A 17,204-nucleotide genomic window follows, 5' to 3' on the forward strand; every position below is an offset into this window, starting at 1 on the left:
AGAAGGTGCCGCCATGACCGACGCCGAAACGAGTACCGAGACCGACTGGGAACCGGTGGTGAAGGGGGCACAGCCGATCCTCGGTGAGGATTGCGCGCAGCCCCTCAAGTCGTGGGGTGTGACCCGCCGGTTCGACTTTGGACAGTTCGTCCTGTTGCAGAAGGAAGGCAAGCTCAACGGCAAGACCACGGCCATGCCGTTGGTGGTGGCGGAGAGCGGTGCCGTCTACGGCGACGGCGAGGACCCCGACGAGGGGGACCCGGATGACAAGCCCCACGCGGTGGCGCTCCGCTCCGCCGTCCACGCCGCGAGCGCCGGCCAACCGGCGACCGCCGGCCCCTTGCAGGGCGAACAGTTCCCCCGCGGCTCGCTCGCCGCGACGTTCGGCGGCGTCCCGCTGGACATCGCCTTCGCCGCAGGCGACCGTGCGATCGACGTGGTCACCGCCGCGCCACCCACTGTCGCGGTCGAGGACGTGCGGGCGGTCGTCGACGGCGCAGCGGTGTCCGCCGGCGGTCGCGAGGTGCTGCCGCGGCTGAGCACCGAGGAGGCCGCGGCGCTGTGGGCCGGTCGTTCCGTCACGGTGGTCGCGACGGACGCCGACGGGGGTACGCCGACCGCCGTGCGGCTCGCTCCCCGGGTCACCACAGTCCGGCTGGACGACAACGGGATCGACGCGGTGCTCTCCGGCCGTCCGATCGACGCAGCCGGCGGCAACGTGCTCGTGCCGGCGACCCCGCAGGTCGCGGGGGCGCTGCTCTCCCGTACCGCGATCGTGGTGCCCGGCCTGGTCCGCGACGCGGTGCGGCCGGTGCGGCTGTCGCCCGTCGCGGAGGCCCGCAGCGTGGGCGACCAGCCCGCGGCCCGGCGGTTCATCATCGGTGACGCGGCCGGCTTCTTCGGCAATCCGGTCGTCCCCTCGCTTGACGGCCGGCCGGTCGGTGTGCCGCTCGACCCCGGGCTCGCCGGCGCCCTGCGTCGCGACGGCTCGGCGACGATCGAGGTGGGCGGGCATCGGGTGGAGTTGCGGCTCGGTCCGGAAGCCATCACCAACCCGGGGCGCGACGGACTCACGCCGAACCCCCTCGACGGCGGCTTCGGGGGCATCGAATGGCCCGGCATCGGCCGCGAGCCGGTCGAGGAGCTGGAGCTCACGTACGACTGGTTTGACATCCACGGCAAGCCGTACGGGCACGGCGGCTCCGGTACCTCCTCCACCACGCCGACGCCGATGCCCGCCACGAAGCCGGCGCCGATCCCCCGGCCCAAGGGGCTGCAGGTGGCGGTCTTCCTGCCGTGGCGGCAGGAGTGGACGCTGGTCGGGTTTTCGCGCGGCAACCTGCTGTCGAGCATCGCCCTCGCCCCCGGCGAGGAGGTGACCATCCGGGTGTCGCAGTGGGAGCGGCGCTCGAAGGCCCTGGACCAGACGGCCGAGACCGAGACCGACATCACTGCCGACTTCACGTCCACCACCCGCGACACGGAGGACGTGTTCCGCGAGATGACCTCCTCGCAGGAGTTCCAGGCCCAGGCGTCCGCGTCGCTGGACGCCAGCTACAGCCCCGGCGTCGCGTCGATCCAGATCGGCGTCGACGGCAGCCTCAGCTCCGGCAACAACCTGGGCTCCATCGCCCGCTCGTCGCAGCAGCACATGCAGGAGACGGTACGGCGTGCCACCACCAAGGTGCGGTCACGGCGCGTCACGAAGATCACCGAGCAGGTGGAGTCGGGCCGCAGCGAGGACGTCGTCCGCCACATCCGCAACCGCAACGCCTGCCACTCGCTGACGCTCGACTACCACGAGCGGCTCGCGCACTACACCGTCACGACCACGTTCGTGCCCGACCGGGTCCGGGTCGTCGTGATGATTGAGAACCCGCTCCGTAGCACCACGTTCACCAACCTGCTGGTCCGCTCCAACGAGACGGCGCTGCGCAACTCCCTGCTCAACCAGGAGCTGGCCGACGCGTTCGCCGCGTGCCGCCTGCTCGCCTCGTACGGGTTCGCCTGGACCGAGGCCGAGGCGATCGCGGCCAAGTCGAAGACGGTCGCCGAACTCGACCGGGAGCGGGCCAAGCAACAGCCGGCCGCCGGCGGTCAGCCGCAGGCGGTCAAACCCGAGCCGCCCCAGCTCAAGGCCGTCACGGCCGCGCTGCAGGAGATCCGCAAGGCGGCCGTCCTCCTCGTTGCGGGTGACTACAACCCCGCGTTCAAGCAGATCGCCGAGACGGACACCCATCGGGCGTCCGAGACCAACCGGCAGTCGGCCCAGCGATGGCTCTTCCGGACGCTGGTCCAGAACAAGATCGGGGCGTCGCTGGTGTCGAAGCTCCGCGAGATCAGCAACCCGTCGACCCAGTTGACGGTCGACTACGCGCGCACGTTCGTCGACGCCGTGCCGTCGACGACCTTCCCGAGCCTGTCCGACCTTGCCGGCCTCAAGGACACCGAGAAGGAGGAGGCCGGCCTCGCCGCCGCCATCAAGGAGTACTACGGCTGGTTCGGTAACTGGGGCTGGTTCACCGGGCAGGTCCGCGACCAGGGCATGTACAGCCCGGACGACTGCGGCTTCGTCGGGGCGCACAAGCGGCTCTCGGACGCGATGCGCGACTACGAGGCGAAGGCGTCCGAGGGCGACGCGCTGCTCACCCAGCAGCAACTGATCGGCGGCGCCAACGAGGAGCAGGCCGCGGCCAACTGGGTCGACAAGCTGGAGATGAAGTACGGCCTCGAGGTGGTCGCCGACGCGATGGAACGCGAGCAGGCGCTGATGGCCCACCTCAACGAGCACGCCGACTACTACCGGTTCGTGCTCTTCCAGGCGCTACCACCGGGCGAGCAGCTCAAGCTGCTCACCGACCTGGCGCCGCAGCTGAAGGTGGGATTCTTCGAGCCGCGGGTGGTCGCGAACAACGGCCCCATGCTCGCGCTGCCGCTCACCCCGGTCGGCGAGACGGAGCTCGCCAAACTGATCAAGGACCTCAAGGAGACGCTGGACAAGGCATCGAAGGATGCCACGGCGGCACAGGAGCGGATGCGGCCCGACGACTACATCCTGCCAACTCCCGGCATGACCGTCATCACCACGCTCGGGTCCTGCGACGGTTGCGGGCCGCACGAGCGCAAGATGCTCAACATCGAGGCGCGCAGGGCCACGGCGGAAGCCGACCTCGTCGCCGAGGAGGCACGCCGCCGTCGGCTGCGGGTCGACAACAAGATGTACGACGACCCGGCGCCCACGAATCCGCTGCGGATCGAGGTCGTGACGGCCGAGCGATCGGCCGAGCCGCAGCCCGTGCCGGACCCCGAACCGTAGAGCGGTCGCGACGGTGACCGGTACGACGCGCAAGGCCGCTGCGGTGAGCGAGCAGCGTCGCGTGACCCGGCAGCGGCGTTCGCCGACGGCGCAGCGCAACGCGGCTTCCACCGGTGATCCGGCGGCGCAGTCGTCCACGGAGGTCGGGGCGCCGCTGCCACTGGTGATCAGCACAGTGCTGCCCGACCCGCGCACGGCCGCCCAACGCGACGAGGAGCTGCGCTCGGGACTGCTGCGGCACCAGCAGGTCGATCCGGCGCGGGTGGCGACGGCGATGGTCACTCTCGACATCGCGCTGGCGGAGTTACCCAAGGAGGAGCGGACGGTCAAGGTGACCAGCGAGCCGGCCACCATGGCGGACACGGTGCTCGAATGTCTCAGCTTCGGCGGATGGCCGGCCCTGCTGGAGCTGATCGAGAAGGTCGAGGCGCACCGGATCGGTGAGCTGACCCAAGCCGTCTACGACCAGGCCAACGAGGCCGTCTACGAGATCGTGCCGCAGCTCGTCGAGATCGAGCAGCGGGCCCGCGAAATCGTCGATGCTCGGCTGGACATCAGCGAGGAGCAGGTGCAAGCTGCCCGCGAGACGTTCCTGGCCGGTCCGGGTGTCGCCACGCTGCCGATCTCCTACCTGCGGGGGACGCGATGGCGCCTCACCTTGCGCCCGGGTCCTCACCTCGTCGCGCTGCGCTCGATGCTGATCGACCTCGGCCCATCGAACAAGGTGATCGAGCAGGAGCGCCGGAGCGTCGGGTCCCAGATCGACTACGCGAGCCGCAATTCCAACCTGCGCTACATCGTCGACAAGGGCGTGCTGCACCTGCGCGCCTTCGAGCTGCGGCGGGCGGAGCGCGTCCAGCAGGTCACCCAGTACTGGCCGCTCGCCGCGTGGCTGGTCGGCACCGATCCGGCGATCAGCGACAAGGCGCTGCTGGCCCGGATCCTCGAGGAGCTGGAGATCGTCACCGACGCGATCGACTCGGTGCGAAAGGACGTCCGCGACGGTGGCCAGTGGCCCGCCGACACCGTCACGGGCGAGCAGAGCGGCGCCGGCCTGACATCGTCGAGACTGTTCCTCGGCACGAACTTGACCAACCCGTTCACCCGCAACATGCCGACGCCACGCGGCCCCTGGCGCTATCCGCTGGTCATAGACGCGGCAATGACGGAGCTCGGGCACCGCCCGCCGTCCGCCGTCCACGCCGCCGCCAGGTCGGTCACCCATGGATCTGACGAGTACGACGGCTTGTCGCACCTGGTCACTGGGGTGAACATCGCCGTCGGCATCGCGGCGCCGCCGGTCGGGGTCGCGCTCGGCGTGGTGTCGGCGCTGTGGAACCTGTTCCACGATGCGAGCCAGTACTCCGATCAGAGCGACGCCCATCGTGCGGTGCTCGACCCGGCACAGTCGCTCGCCGTGCCACCGAGCATTCGAGCGGTCGAGGCATCCGTGGTGGGGCTCGTGGGATCGGCCGTGCCCGGCCTGGTGCCGGCCCTCGTTTTCGGCGCGGCCGAAACCGTCATGCGCGTCAACGCACAGGCGACGCCATGACCGCCGGCGACGCGATCGCCAACTCGGCGGAGGAGCTGTTCGAGGCCGCCGCCCGGGCCGAGCGTCCGACGGCCACCGCGGTCGCCCGCGCGGCCCGGGAGCTGACCGAGCACACCCCGCCGAAGTTCCTCGTCGGCGTCTCCACCGTGCTGCGCCAGGCCGCTCAGTTCGCCAAGGGCGCGGAGCAGGCGGCGCACGACTTCCGCTACGCGTACTGGCGCAAGACGCTGCACCCCGACTCGTGGATCTCGGATCTCCTCCTGGCAAAGAAGGCGAAGGCGCTGCGCGACGTTCTCCGCGAGGCGGCGAACAAGGCAGAGAAGCCGCTGGGCGACCAGATCCGGCAGGAGATCGTCAACATCGAAACGGCGATGAAGTGGCTGCCGGCGCGGGGCACACCCGGGTTCAACCCGGCACCGGTGACAAAGCTCGGCAAGCTGGAGGCCGGGCTGAACTCGGGCGCCCTGCACGGCGATCCGGCCTTCGATCCGCTCCGTCGGGCACTCGCCCGATGGCAGGACGCCGCAAGCGGCTTCGACCAGGCCGAGCTGACCGCGGCGAAGGACGACCTCTGCGCCAAGCTCGGAATGCTCAGCACGAAGAAGTCATCGACCTCGGCTCTCGGTCGGTCGTCCGAATACGTGAAGGCCGTACAGCAGGCGACGAAGGCGCTGTCGAAGCAGCTTCCCGACCAGGACGCGCTGGGGATGCTGGCGCGGCTCGGCGACGCCGTGGCCGAGCTGCTCAGGAAGCAGCGCGCGGCCGGCATCAGGGGCCGCACGCTCTACTGGCGCCACCTCGCACCCGCGATCGAGGCGTCCCCCAACGCGTGGGGCCGGCTGGGGCGCAAGTTGGCGAGCTTGGAGGCGGTGAACGCTGCCGATGAGGAGGCGGTGAAGGGCCTGGTGCTGCGCATACGGGCGGCGCTGGCCGAGGCGGTCGGTACCGCGAGCCCGGCATATCAGGCCGCGATGGGCCGTGGCCTACGCCGGGCAGAGAGCCTCGCCGCAACGCTCAACACGGCGGCGATCCGCGAGGGCGCACAGCCTGCCTGGCGGGCGGTCAAGCCGCAAGCGGCGCTGTTCGCACCAGGAGTGAGCGGCAAGGTCGGCAAGCTGTTCGTTGACGACGCGGTGCTGGTCGTCAACGAGGCAGTGTCGCCGCCGCGCGCCTTCGTCCTGTTCGTCGGCCAGGTCAAGGCCGGTGACGCCTCGTCGCGAAATGCGATCGCGCAGCTCATCGAAGACCAGACGCGCCTGTTCCAGGGAAGCCTCACCATTGCCGGCCGGGAGTTCGCGATGGTGCCTCCCACCGACCTCGCCTGGGTGCAGCGTGCGTTCGTCGGGACGACCCGGCCCAGCGGCGCGAGCAACCTCACCGGGCTCGTCGAGCACATCGACGCCCCGCTGGACGCAACGGCCCTCGACGACCTGGCCCTCGCCTGGCTCCGCAAGGCAGGCAAGGTTCTCTGAGGGCCTGGCCGAGGCCGAGCGGGGTGCTGCTCGGCCTCGGCGCCACCGTCAGGCCCTGGCCACGAGCACGGTGACCAGGGTGTCGCCGTCGCAGTCCGGTATCTCGCGCAGCGTCCAGCGCCCGACCAGACCCTTGCCGGCGAAGTTCGACTCCGCGTCGCGGTCCTCGACCTCACCCTCCTTGAGCGTCAGCCCGGCCGCCGGGTAGGCCCGCTGCATGAACGCGAGGGTCGAGCGGAAGTCGCCCGGCGTCACCGCCGTGACCACCAGCCGCCCGCCGGACCGCTCCTCGGAGCCGGTGAGGACGGCGTCGGACGGCAGCGGAACCTCGCCCGGGAGCGCGGTGGGCCGCGGCACGGCCGTCGCCGCGTCGGCGCAGACGAGGGTGGCGGCCGAGGATCCGGCTCGGGGCTCCGCCGCACCGGGGGCGTCCGGATCGCCGAGGTCCGTCTCGTCGGCGGCGCCGCCGCAGCCGGTGAGGGCTGCGGCGGCGGCGAGCACGAGAGCACCTACTCGTACGCGGATCACTTCCTCTTCACCTTCGCCGTGGTGACCGGGTCGGACGCGGCGAACAGCGACTTCCCGCCGCTCTGCCGGGCGATGGTGGCCAGCGCGTCGAAGTTCTGCGCGCCGCCGGTGGCGCAGGCGCCGGTGCATCCGTCGGCGTACCCGACGAGGACGCGGCCCTGCTTGTCCAGCTGGACGTCCATGAAGTCGAGCAGGTTCCGGTCAGTGCCGCAGGTGGTGCCGCCGGTGCAGATCGAACCCTTCTGCACGGCGTCGTTCGGCGTCGCGTCGGTCAGCGACCAGGTGCGCCCGCCGTCGTAGGTGACGGTGACGTACAGGTGCCACTCGCCGGTGAAGTTGGTGGCGTCCTGGTAGTTGCCGCCGGTCGTCGTGCCGAGGAAGGCGAACGCGGCCCGGTCGGGGTCGCCGGCGACGACGGCCGGGAACACGACGTTTTTTACGCCCAGCGCGGCGCCGACATCCTGGTCGCTCTCCCAGGTGCGGCCCTTGTCGTGCGAGACCGCGACGTGCGCGTGGCCGTCGGCGTTCTGGTAGCCGAAGTAGACCGTGCCGTCCGAGCCGATGCCCACCGACGGGTCGCTGTCCGCCGGCAGGCTGGTCGGCACCTTGCGTACCTGCCAGGTCAGGCCGTTGTCCTCGGAGACCGCGACGGCCTGGTTGCCGCCGCAGCCCTTGTTGGGTACGTAGACCGTGCCGTCCTTCGGGGAGACCTTGACGTGCCCGTGCAGGCCGCCGCAGTCCAGCAGGGTGTACATCGGCACGGCCGGGCCGAAGGTCAGCCCCCCGTCGCGACTGGTCGCGCAAAGCGCGTCGGCGATGTCCTGCGAGCAGTAGTAGACGGCGTTCGGGTAGAGCGGGGTGCCGCCAACGCCGTTGGGTGACCAGCGGCCGCCGCCGACGGTCTGGTGGTCGACGCCGGAGTTGATGCCCCCACCCTGCGACGGGGTCCAGGTCGCGCCGTCGTCGTCCGTGTAGCACATCAGCGAGGTCTTGCCGGCCAGTTGCGACTCGTACGTGCGGCCCGTGTCGTGGTCGGTGAACAGGATCGGGTCCAGCGAGGCGTTGGCCGTGCACTTGGGCAGGTGGCCACTCTTGTCCTCCCACGCCGCGGTGGCCGGGGACTTCGTGTCGTCGAAGGAGACCCGGTACGTGTCGGTGTACGCCTGGTACATGACCTTGCCGGTCTTCCAGTTGACCCCGATCGACGGCTCTCCGGCGTCATGGGCGCGCGGCAGCGTCCCGGGTGCCGGGTAGTTGGTGAAGGAGGCGGCACCCACCGGCCCTGGCGGCGGAGCGGCCGGCTTCGCCGCGAGCTCGGCGGTCGCCGAGTAGCTTTCGCCCAGCGGGGCGAACGGCACGATCCGCACCGTGTACCGACCGGCCACCGGCGGCACGACCAGGGTCTCCGGGTCGGCGGTCGAGGCCGCCTGCCCCACCTCGGCGCCGCTGCTGTCGTAGAGGTAGACGTCGAAGTCGGCGGCGGTGTTGGGCCAGCTCACCTTGATCTTGAGGTCGTTGGCGGCGTCGTACCCTGCCGGGACGTCGACGGTGAGCGCGTAGTCGTCACAGGGCGCTGCGGCGTTGCACGTCAGCGTGCCGGTCGTCGCCGTGGCGTTGGGCACCGCGAACGGCCCGCCGGTCCAGGTGGCGGTCGGGCTGGTCGAGGACACCGTCCCGGCACCCGGGGTGGCCGCCTCGGCGGCAGTCACTCCGCCGATCGCCATCACCAGCAGCGTCGCGGCCGCGAGCGCCACCGAACGGGGCACCCGGGTCCTCCTGGCACGTAGCTCCATGACATCCCTGCCTTCCTCGGCCACGTCCGCGCGCCGATACGAATGTTGCATCGTTCGCCGCAGGCCAGTCGTAACACCGTGGACAAGATGTCGCACGCCGGATGCCCTTATCGGGCGGGTGTGGGGGGATTTTCCGAATAGAGGGGCGCGTCGTCCCCTCAGCCGTGAGTCCTGGACGATCAGGCCACCGACGTCGCGGTCAATGCCTGCCGATTGAATCGGCCCTCGGCCACCTGTTCGGCCAGCCACTCACCCAGCCTCCTCCTGAAGCCCTTGCTGACACCGAAGCTGCTCTGAAGGTTGGCTGACCACCCGAGGAATTGCACATGCTCCACCTGCCCGCTGAACAGGGCGCAGGTGGTGGCACCCAACGGCAGCACACCAACCTGAGCCAGGTCTGCGATCCGCGTCCGCTGAACCTGCCGAACGACCGTTCGTCCGTTGAGTAGGACCAGGCGGATGCTCTCCTGCCTCAACTGTGCCCGCAGGTGGGGCACACCGTCCTCAAGCAGTGCCCGCCGCACCGTTGAGTCCTTGATCCGGCCCCAGACCGGGTCGGTGGCCCACTGCACGAGGTCGAGATGGCATGCGTTGCCTCGGTAGTAACTGGTGCCTGTGCCGGCGTCGAGGAGAGAGTCGAGGGGATCGAACCAACGTCGGTAGGGGTTTCGGTGGAAATACTCGGCGCAGTCTCGGAAAACCTCCGCGACCTGCACGGCAGTGAGACTCTCCAGACCTGCCGCGCCCAAGGATGCGAGCGTCGCGAGTCGACGCTCCCCACCCCGAAGGAACTCACCCTTGTACCGGAACTCGACCGCACTCGGGTTGATCCCCAAGGTGGCGACCCCAGCTCGCGATGGGTCGCCGAACGCCACAACCGGTGTACTCCCGGGAACAACAGGCGACCCTGCTGGCGCCCGCCGTCGCACCATCTCCCAGACGTAGTCTGGAACCGTCATGGATAGCTCCCGATGCAGTAGGAGTCAACGACCCGGTTGGGCCATCCCGACGATAAGCGGATCGACTCATGCATCTCTATGCAGCGCCGCCCCGGATTGTCGCGGGTTCGGTCGACTCGGAGTTACAGCGGGGCCTCAGCAGGACTCAACCCCGTTCCACGAGGAGCAAGTCTTCCAATTTGTCCGAAATAATCCCTGCGGAAAACATGAGCTGCGCGGTCTTGACGTCGCTCGCCTTCCCCGCTTGTAAGCTTCGGCATGGACGCTGGCCGATCAGCACTCACCGAAGATCAGCTGACCTTGCTCAGCGCACTGCCGCGGGACGGCTCCTCGGTCAGCAATCCGTCCCTGCGGCACTTTCTCAAGTGGAAGCTCGACCGATACTTTGCTGCCCGGGACGCACTCGTCGACATGGGGCTGGTGAGCCGTGGGCCGGGCAAGGGCGGAGTCGTCCGCCGCGTCCAACGCGAGGAGTCCGACGAGACGCCGGTAGCCTCCGCCCTGAGATTCGGGCAACCTGGCCTCGCAGCCGCTGAGGGAGTCTTCACGAGCGAACCGGAACTGTACGAACCAATGCGCGCGGTCATTGAGGACGCATGGGCCCGGGACCATCGACAGGACCTGCTCGCCGTCGAGACGACAGCCCTGGCAGCTGGCCACAATGGCATCTGGACGCGGCCGGACATTGCCAGCGTCGAGCTGCGGACATTCCAGTACGTGCCAGGCAAACACCTAGAGGTCAACACGTTTGAGGTCAAGGGCTCATGGGCCGTCAACGTGCAGGCGGTATATGAGGCACTGGCGCATCGACGAGCGGCGACGCGATCCTACGTACTGCTTCACGTACCGCGGAGCCAGGCCCTGGCGCTCGCCGAGGCGGTCGCCGAGGTCGCCGACGCTGCTCGGGAACACGGCATCGGGCTGGTGACGGCTGGAGACCCATGCGATTACGAAACCTGGGACGAGGTAGCGGAGGCTCGCCGCGTGGAGCCCGATCCGGAACGGCTCAACCAGTTCATCGCGCGGCAGTTCAGCGAGCCGACCCGAAGCCTGATCGCCACCCGGTTGCGATGACACGGCCAGGCCTGGCGTCCCGTCGGCCTACCGTTACGCCCTGTGCCGGTCGCTCCGCGGAGCGACCGGCACAGGCTGACCCAGGAGACGAGGCGAACCCGGACTACCTCAACGGGGGCGACCGTCACGACGTCCGCGCCGCGATCAGCCTGTCCCGCTGAGCCTTATCGGCGCGCTCGCGGGCACGCTGCTTCGCAACGCCGGCAGGAGCCCCGCGGGGGCGCCCACTCAGCCTTCCTCGTCGCGTTCCTCGTCGTCCCCGCGCCGACGGAGTGTTCGCTCGGCGATCCGGCTGGAGAGCTTGCCCGTCGCCCATTTGGCTCGGCCGAGGGTCTCGTCGCCGAGGCGCCTGGCGGCACCAACGCCGTCTGCTCCCGTCTCGAGCGCCTTGTCCCTCGCCTCCTTGGCCGCGTCCGTCCATCGTCTCGCCTCCGATGACTGTCGATCGCCCTCGATCCCGAGCCGCCCGTGGAACTCGACGATGGCGATCGAGACATGGTTGCTCGACTTCACCACAGCCGGGGAGTCCATCGGATTCAGCAGCACCTTGGCATTGGCTCTGCCCGCAGCCGCGTCCATCCGGGCCAGCAGTCGCTCGGTGCACCGGGAGATGAGTTCCAGCCGGTTCTGCCGGGCAGCCCTCAGCCCGAGGCGATGCCCGTCCAACTCCCCCGGCGACGCGTCCAGCACCCGGTCGAGTTCAAGCACAGCGATCGCGTCCTGCAGCTGGAAGCAGCGAGCCAAGACGACGAGCCACTCCTGTCCCTTGGACTCTGCTTCCTTGGCCGCCTTGGCGAGATCACCGATCGTGGTCTTGCGCTCCAGCTTCTCCGCGAGTGCGTCGAGTTGACGCAACGCGTACGCCTGGGTTTCTGCGATCGTCGCCGGCGCCCCCTGCACCTTCGACCACGTGACCTCGTCGACCCGGCCCCTCGCCTCTCGGATGGTCATGGCCTCCTCGATGACGAAGCCGACTCCGATCATGCGGGCCAACACGGCGTCCTTCTGGGCGCGTAGCACATCGTCGACCTTCTCGTCGATCGTGGCGAGATAGTCGGTGATCTCCTTCATGCTCTGTTGCATCGCAACCTGCGCCATGAGCCCCGCTGCGCCAGCCAGGAGCGCAGGGTTGGTCAGATGCGATCCCTTCACGAACTGGAGGTTCTTGACGAATTGGCCATTCTGCGCCCTCAGAGTGGCATGGGCGTTGCCGGAGACCGAGTTCGTGACCATCGGGAACTTGTCCGCGACCTTCGCGGACTCCGCAGTCAATTTCATCCAGCGACCCGAGTTGGCGGCGATCTCGGAACCTGCCTGTGCGACTCCCGCCGCCTTACCAAGGGCAGGTCCGAGCCGATGTAGTCCGAGGTCCTTCGACTGCAGCCCCTCGGAGACGAGGAAGCGTTCGACGGCCGTCGGATCTCCGATGACCGCCAGCCCGTCGCCGTCACTGATCAGCTGAATCTCGTTATCCATTGTCGGCTCCTGACGTGCGGGAAGGGTAGACAGCGACGCTTTCTGCTTTGTTCACTGCTTCGCTCTGCGGCCACGGGTGGCCTTGGGCGGGCGCCACGACGTGAGCGCCTCGTCGGTGAGGTGGAGGCGGTTGGTGGTTTCGGCGAGGAAGCCGGCGTAGATGTCCGCCGGCGAGGCACCCCACTCTGGGTCGAACTCGCCGTGCCACTGGCGTACCCAGGGCAGGATCTCGCGCAACCCCGCGACCAGCGGCAACAGCCGGTCGGCGGCCCAGCCGTCCTCCTGCTCGCGGGCGACGATCAGGGTAGCCAGGGCCTGGGCCTGCTCGCCGTGGTCCCAGCCGGCCCAGCCGACCAGCAGCGACGGGTCACCGTCGCGGCTGGCACCCGGGTACGACACGAACCGCTCCTTGGGCACGTCGAGCTTGCCCCGGTGCCGCCAGTAGCTGGTCTTGAGGAAGTCCGCCGAGGCGTACTTCGGCGGCACCGGGATGCCCTTGCGGAACTCCCGCTTCGCCGCCTCGTCGGGCAGCGCGTCCTCCTGCCGCTGCAGGTCCCACACCTGCTCCCAGTCGGCGCGCTTGGCCAGGCCGGAGTCCTTGTAGCGCAGCGCGGCCAGGTGCGGCACGTGCTCGTCGGCCACCAGGTCGGCGATCACCTTGCCGAGGTCCTGACCGGGCGCGTAGAGGTTGGCGACGGTGAGCACGTCGGCGTCGCGGCGCAACTCGTCGGCAAGCTGGGCGGTGGTCAGCGGGCGCGGCTGCTCCAGCCCGTCGACGTGCTGGTACCACAGCTCAGGCGCCTCGCACCGGTCCAGCAGCCAGTCCCGCAGCGCCTTGGCCTGCATGACGTCCCAGCCCTCGCTGGCCCACCGCCGCTTGCACTCCGGCCGCTCGATCAACCCGATGTTGCGGTTGCCCTCGATGACCGCGATCCGCCGCTCCACCACCGCGCGGTACTCGTCCGACCAGTGCGCCGGCAGCTCGGTGATCGGCGTCGACCCGTGCCGGGCGAACCACTGCGTCTCCGCCTCAGCCGCCTTGACCTTGCGGGCGAGCACGATCTCGAACGCCCGCTCCCCCAGCTTCAACTCCGGCACCGAGCCGGCTGGGGCGGTCAACTCCTCGTCCAACAGCCCGTAGAGCGAGTAGACCTGCCAGTCCAACTCCTCCTGCAATGCGATCATCCGCGCCCGGGTCGAGTGCCACTCGTCGCGAGCGGCAGCCAGCCGCTCGCGGCTGGGCACGCCGGAGGCCGCGACCGCCATCGGGGTCACCGTGGCGAGCCGCTGCGCCAGGCCGTCGATCTCCCGGCTCAGTTGGAGGGGGTACGCAGACGGCAGCGGAAACCGTGCGAGATTCGTCCCGTTGAACTGGTACCGCTCCGACCAAGGCTCAGCACTCACGCGAGCCCCATCATCGCCTAATGGATCTCCGCCGCCACCGTAGCTCTGCTGTTTGAGCCAAAAACAGGCGGTGGAGCTGTTAAGCAGGCCCAAGAGCCGCACGTGCTGCTCCTCGGACGCATCCTTTGGCAGCTTGATGATGAGCGCTGAGTGCTTGAAAACTTTTCCGCCCCGCTCCAACACAAAGTGGTTATGCGTAGCGACAAAAGCTGAGCAAATCGTCCACTCGTGCACCCCCGAGTCACGTGTCAGCTGATGCCACTCATACCAAGGGCCAGGGCCGCTGCAAGGTAGGGATATGACCTTTTCAGGTCAGTCCGAGGAGTTGTATTGCTCGGTGTGGGTTTCGGCTGTTGCGGCGTAGCGCTTTGGCGATGGTGGTGAGACCGGACAGTCGGAGCAGGCTGATCACGGTGTTGCGGAGGGTGGCCAGGGCGCGGGGTGCGTTGCCGGTGCGGACGCGGCTGGCGTCTTCTCGGTAGGTGGTGTCGCGGATGTGGTGTAGCACCTCGATCGTCCAGTGTCCGCGGAGCCAGTCGGCCAGGTCGGTGGGGCTGGCCTGGGTGGCGGTGAGGTTCGTGATGGCGTAGACGGTGACGGTGCTCCAGCGTCCGGTGGCGGTGTGGAGGCGGCGCCGGCGGATCCGGATCGCTTGCACGGCGTGCGGGAAGTCCAGGGCGAGTGGCCCGGTGCAGGTGACCGTTTGCAGTCGGCGGATGTCGTGGCGGCCGTGGCCGCGGCCGCGGGTGGTGTCCAGCACCGGGATCTTTGCCCAGGGCAGCGCTTTGAGCTGCCGGTACAGGTGTGGCTGGTTCTTCTTGACCGTGAACACGTAACCCGCCTTGTTCTCGGCCAGCCAGCGGGCGTGTTCGCGTTGGGTGTGCAGAGCGTCGGCGGTGACGACCGCCCCGGCCAGGTCGAGTCCGGCCAGCAACGGCTGGAACCGGGTGATTTCGTTGGTTTTACCATCGACGTCGGTCTGCGCGAGCACCACCCCGGTGTGCTGGTCGACCGCGGCCAGCAGATGCACCTGATCGCCTGGGCGGCCGCTGCCCCGCAGCGTCTTGCCGTCCACGGCGATCACTCGGCGGGCTACGGCACCGGGCACGGCGGTCGCGCGGTTGATCAACCACCGCCCGACCGCGGTGTCCAACGCGTCCGCGTCGACCCGGCTCAGCAGCCGCCCGATCGTCGTCGCGTCCGGCGCCACCCGGGTCCCGGTCCACGGATCCCGCGCCGCCCCCAGCGACCCCAGAACGGCATCCGGCAGGTCAGCGGCCCACTCACCGATCGCCGCGGTCGACATCTGCCCCGCCGCCACCGCCGCGACAGCGACGGCCAGAGGACTCGGCCAGGGATGGATCACCCCGCGCGGATCCCGCGGGTCCGGCACCTGCGCCAACACACCCAGCAGCCCCGACCCCCACCGATGCGCCTCACCCGACACGCCCTGCAGGCGTGCGGCCAGCCCACCAATCAACGATGATGACGCCACGAGCGCGGCCCTTCCGTTGTGACCATCCAGACTCGACACCTGAATGATCAACGGAAGGCCGCGCTCTCCTACGTAACATCACAACCCGGCGCGGCTACCACGAAGACCCCAATGCGGTCATATCCCTACCTTGCAGTGGCCCTGTACCAAGGGCGCCCTTCCTCAAAGTAAGTCTGCTTACTGAACGTGGCCCTGTTTCCAATGGTGGTGCGACACGGCCAGAGCCACCGATACCACCCGCTGTTTACGTCGAGCGGACGGAGGGCAAAGTCGGGGGTATAGGGGAAAAATGCCCAGTCGCCAAGGTTGCAGTTCCAGTCTCGAAGTTCGTCCCCGACCACCAAACGCCGGTTGAGCCCAAGATCCCCGATCCTGCGCTTCCACGCCTCCCGGCTTGCGAGCATCACATCGTCGGCATTTGTCATGCCCAACACTCCGACTCTCGATGCGATTGTCCCAAGCGTGGGATGAGACTCCTCGATGGTTTTCTTCAGGCTTCCTGCACCACCGCCGCTTAGGCTCCACGGGAATGTTGCAAGGCTGGCACGTGGTGTGTCACCCGTGCTCACCCACTGACTTTCGGAGCCAGGGCTGTTGACCTGGCCAACGATCGCCTGCCAGACAAGGCCCCGGCGCGGACTGTCCGGCGCACTCGGCTCGCCGCGAATACCCATCACGGTGCGGATCGTGCCCGCCCGGCCGCGGTTTGTGTTGCGGCCGATCAGAATAACGGTCGGAGTGCCATGGCCGGGAAGGTAGGCGCCGGAGGTGTCGATGACGTGGGTCAGGTTGACCTCGACGGCGAACAGCTTCTCGATTACCTTCTTGCCGAACTCGCGCTTCATAAACGAGTTGGCGGTGATCTGGCCGACGTGCCCTGCACCCTTACCCTCGCCGTCGCCGGGCTTAGCGAGCTGAAAGAAGCGCTGCGCGAACGGCACCGACAGCGCGTACTTGCCGGAGCAGGCGTCGTACATTTCGCGGTACGCCTCGTTGAGGCCCTTGTCCTTGACGGTGATGTAGGGAGGATTGCCCACGACGACGTGGTAACGGCCGGGGCTGAGGATGCCGGAGTGCTCGTGCACGTCCTCGGTCGCGTAGGCGAACTCGGTCATCGGGTCTTCGCCGAAGAGCATGGCCTGTCGCCGCTTGATCAGCGAGTCGCCGACGGCGAGGTGCATCGGGAAGACGTAGCCGGCAGAGTCGGCGAGGGTCTTGACGCCGCCGGCGCGGAGGGCCGCGACGAGGAGGCGGAAGCGGGCGATGGCGACCGCGAAGGGGTTGATGTCGACGCCGTGGACGGCATCGAGGGCGAGGCGTACCCGCTCGTGGGGGTCACGGTTGGGGGCGTGCCGCTCCCACTCCTTGAGGAGCCGGTGGAAGGCGCCGAGGACGAAGTGGCCCGATCCGCAGGTCGGGTCGATCATCTTGACCACGTCGTGGCCGAACTCGCCGATCGCCGGGGTGAGGGTCAGGTCGAGGATGAACTCCTCGACGAACTGTGGCGTTTGGAGCAGGGCGTAGGTCTTGCGGGCCGCCTCGGAGAGGTCTTGGTAGAGGTCGCCGAGGAAGCGGGTGTCCCACTCCGGGTCGGTGAAGTCGTGGACCAGGCCGCCGGTCTCGCCGCGCCGGCGCCAGAAGCCGATCAGCTCTTTGGCCGCGTCGTGCGACAGCGGGATCTGATAGAGCGGGTTGTGTCGCTCGTCGAACAGCGACTTACCGGCCTGGGTGCTGGCGATCGCGTCGAAGCCCTGCTTCAGCCAACCGCGAAGCGTCTCGTTGGGCCGGTCCCGGAAGAACTGCGCCTCGGCCTCCTCGGCCAGCACCAGGCGGTCCCCCGGTCCAGCCAGGTAGGGGTCGGGCAGCAGATCGTTGTCCTCGCAGAAGCGTACGAAGACGGTGCCGAGCACCCACGCGACGGCGACCTGCGTGACGCGCTCGTCCCGCCAGGCCGCCCAGGTGGCGGCGGTACGCCCGACCTTGAAGGCGTGGTCGTACTCACCACGCAGGCGGAGGCGCACCTCCTCGACCGATTCGACCTGCTCCCGCAGGTCCTTTTCCAGGTTCTTGACCTGCTTCTGCAGGTCGGACAAGAGCAGCTTCCGGTCGATCACGCGACGACTCTAGTCGTCCCG

The 17,204-nt window shown here is 68.9% G+C and carries 11 protein-coding genes; 4 read left to right on the plus strand and 7 right to left on the minus strand.

Going from position 1 to position 17,204, the window contains the following annotated elements; genetic code table 11:
• Positions 1-13: 13 nt before the first annotated feature.
• From ACFOYX_RS03320 to ACFOYX_RS03330, 3 genes are all read left to right on the plus strand, one after another.
• Positions 14-3,316, plus strand: coding sequence for a hypothetical protein (locus tag ACFOYX_RS03320; protein WP_322441965.1), 3,303 nt, complete (start codon positions 14-16; stop codon positions 3,314-3,316).
• Positions 3,317-3,647: 331 nt separating this feature from the next.
• Positions 3,648-4,868 carry a hypothetical protein gene (locus ACFOYX_RS03325; RefSeq protein WP_322441966.1) on the plus strand — a complete coding sequence of 407 codons (1,221 nt, stop codon included), beginning with the start codon at positions 3,648-3,650 and terminating at the stop codon, positions 4,866-4,868.
• Positions 4,865-6,340 carry a hypothetical protein gene (locus tag ACFOYX_RS03330; RefSeq protein ID WP_322441967.1) on the plus strand — a complete coding sequence of 492 codons (1,476 nt, stop codon included), beginning with the start codon at positions 4,865-4,867 and terminating at the stop codon, positions 6,338-6,340. The genes ACFOYX_RS03325 and ACFOYX_RS03330 overlap by 4 nt, the downstream gene beginning before the upstream one ends.
• 48 nt (positions 6,341-6,388) lie before the next feature.
• On the opposite strand, the gene ACFOYX_RS03335 is transcribed toward ACFOYX_RS03330, so the two are convergent.
• The 3 genes from ACFOYX_RS03335 to ACFOYX_RS03345 all read right to left on the minus strand — a co-directional run bounded on the left by ACFOYX_RS03335 (position 6,389) and on the right by ACFOYX_RS03345 (position 9,377).
• Positions 6,389-6,868, minus strand: coding sequence for a hypothetical protein (locus ACFOYX_RS03335; protein WP_322441968.1), 480 nt, complete (start codon positions 6,866-6,868; stop codon positions 6,389-6,391).
• Positions 6,865-8,634, minus strand: coding sequence for a sialidase family protein (locus tag ACFOYX_RS03340; protein ID WP_322441969.1), 1,770 nt, complete (start codon positions 8,632-8,634; stop codon positions 6,865-6,867). The genes ACFOYX_RS03335 and ACFOYX_RS03340 overlap by 4 nt, the downstream gene beginning before the upstream one ends.
• A gap of 206 nt (positions 8,635-8,840) precedes the next feature.
• The gene (locus ACFOYX_RS03345; RefSeq protein WP_322441970.1) at positions 8,841-9,377 is read right to left on the minus strand and encodes a hypothetical protein; all 537 of its coding nucleotides are present in this window, start codon (positions 9,375-9,377) and stop codon (positions 8,841-8,843) included.
• Between the two features lie 501 nt (positions 9,378-9,878).
• Here ACFOYX_RS03345 and ACFOYX_RS03350 point away from each other — a divergent pair.
• Positions 9,879-10,694, plus strand: a complete 816-nt coding sequence (locus ACFOYX_RS03350) for a hypothetical protein (RefSeq protein WP_322441971.1) — start codon at positions 9,879-9,881, stop codon at positions 10,692-10,694.
• Positions 10,695-10,922: 228 nt separating this feature from the next.
• Here ACFOYX_RS03350 and ACFOYX_RS03355 read toward each other — a convergent pair whose 3' ends face one another.
• The 4 genes from ACFOYX_RS03355 to pglX (ACFOYX_RS03370) form a co-directional block, all read right to left on the minus strand.
• Positions 10,923-12,170, minus strand: coding sequence for a hypothetical protein (locus ACFOYX_RS03355; protein WP_322441972.1), 1,248 nt, complete (start codon positions 12,168-12,170; stop codon positions 10,923-10,925).
• Positions 12,171-12,221: 51 nt separating this feature from the next.
• Positions 12,222-13,874 (minus strand): BREX-2 system adenine-specific DNA-methyltransferase PglX, encoded by a 1,653-nt coding sequence (pglX, locus tag ACFOYX_RS03360; protein WP_377533817.1) that lies wholly within the window; start codon positions 13,872-13,874, stop codon positions 12,222-12,224.
• 7 nt (positions 13,875-13,881) lie between these two features.
• A complete protein-coding gene (locus ACFOYX_RS03365) occupies positions 13,882-15,042 on the minus strand; it encodes an ISAs1 family transposase (RefSeq protein ID WP_377533818.1) in 1,161 nt (386 codons plus the stop codon).
• Positions 15,043-15,194: 152 nt separating this feature from the next.
• A complete protein-coding gene (gene pglX / locus ACFOYX_RS03370; RefSeq protein ID WP_322439443.1) occupies positions 15,195-17,183 on the minus strand; it encodes a BREX-2 system adenine-specific DNA-methyltransferase PglX in 1,989 nt (662 codons plus the stop codon).
• Between the last annotated feature and the right edge of the window lie 21 nt (positions 17,184-17,204).

This window comes from Micromonospora sp. GCM10011541 (assembly GCF_042650725.1).
Taxonomy (GTDB): Bacteria; Actinomycetota; Actinomycetes; order Mycobacteriales; family Micromonosporaceae; genus Micromonospora; species Micromonospora sicca.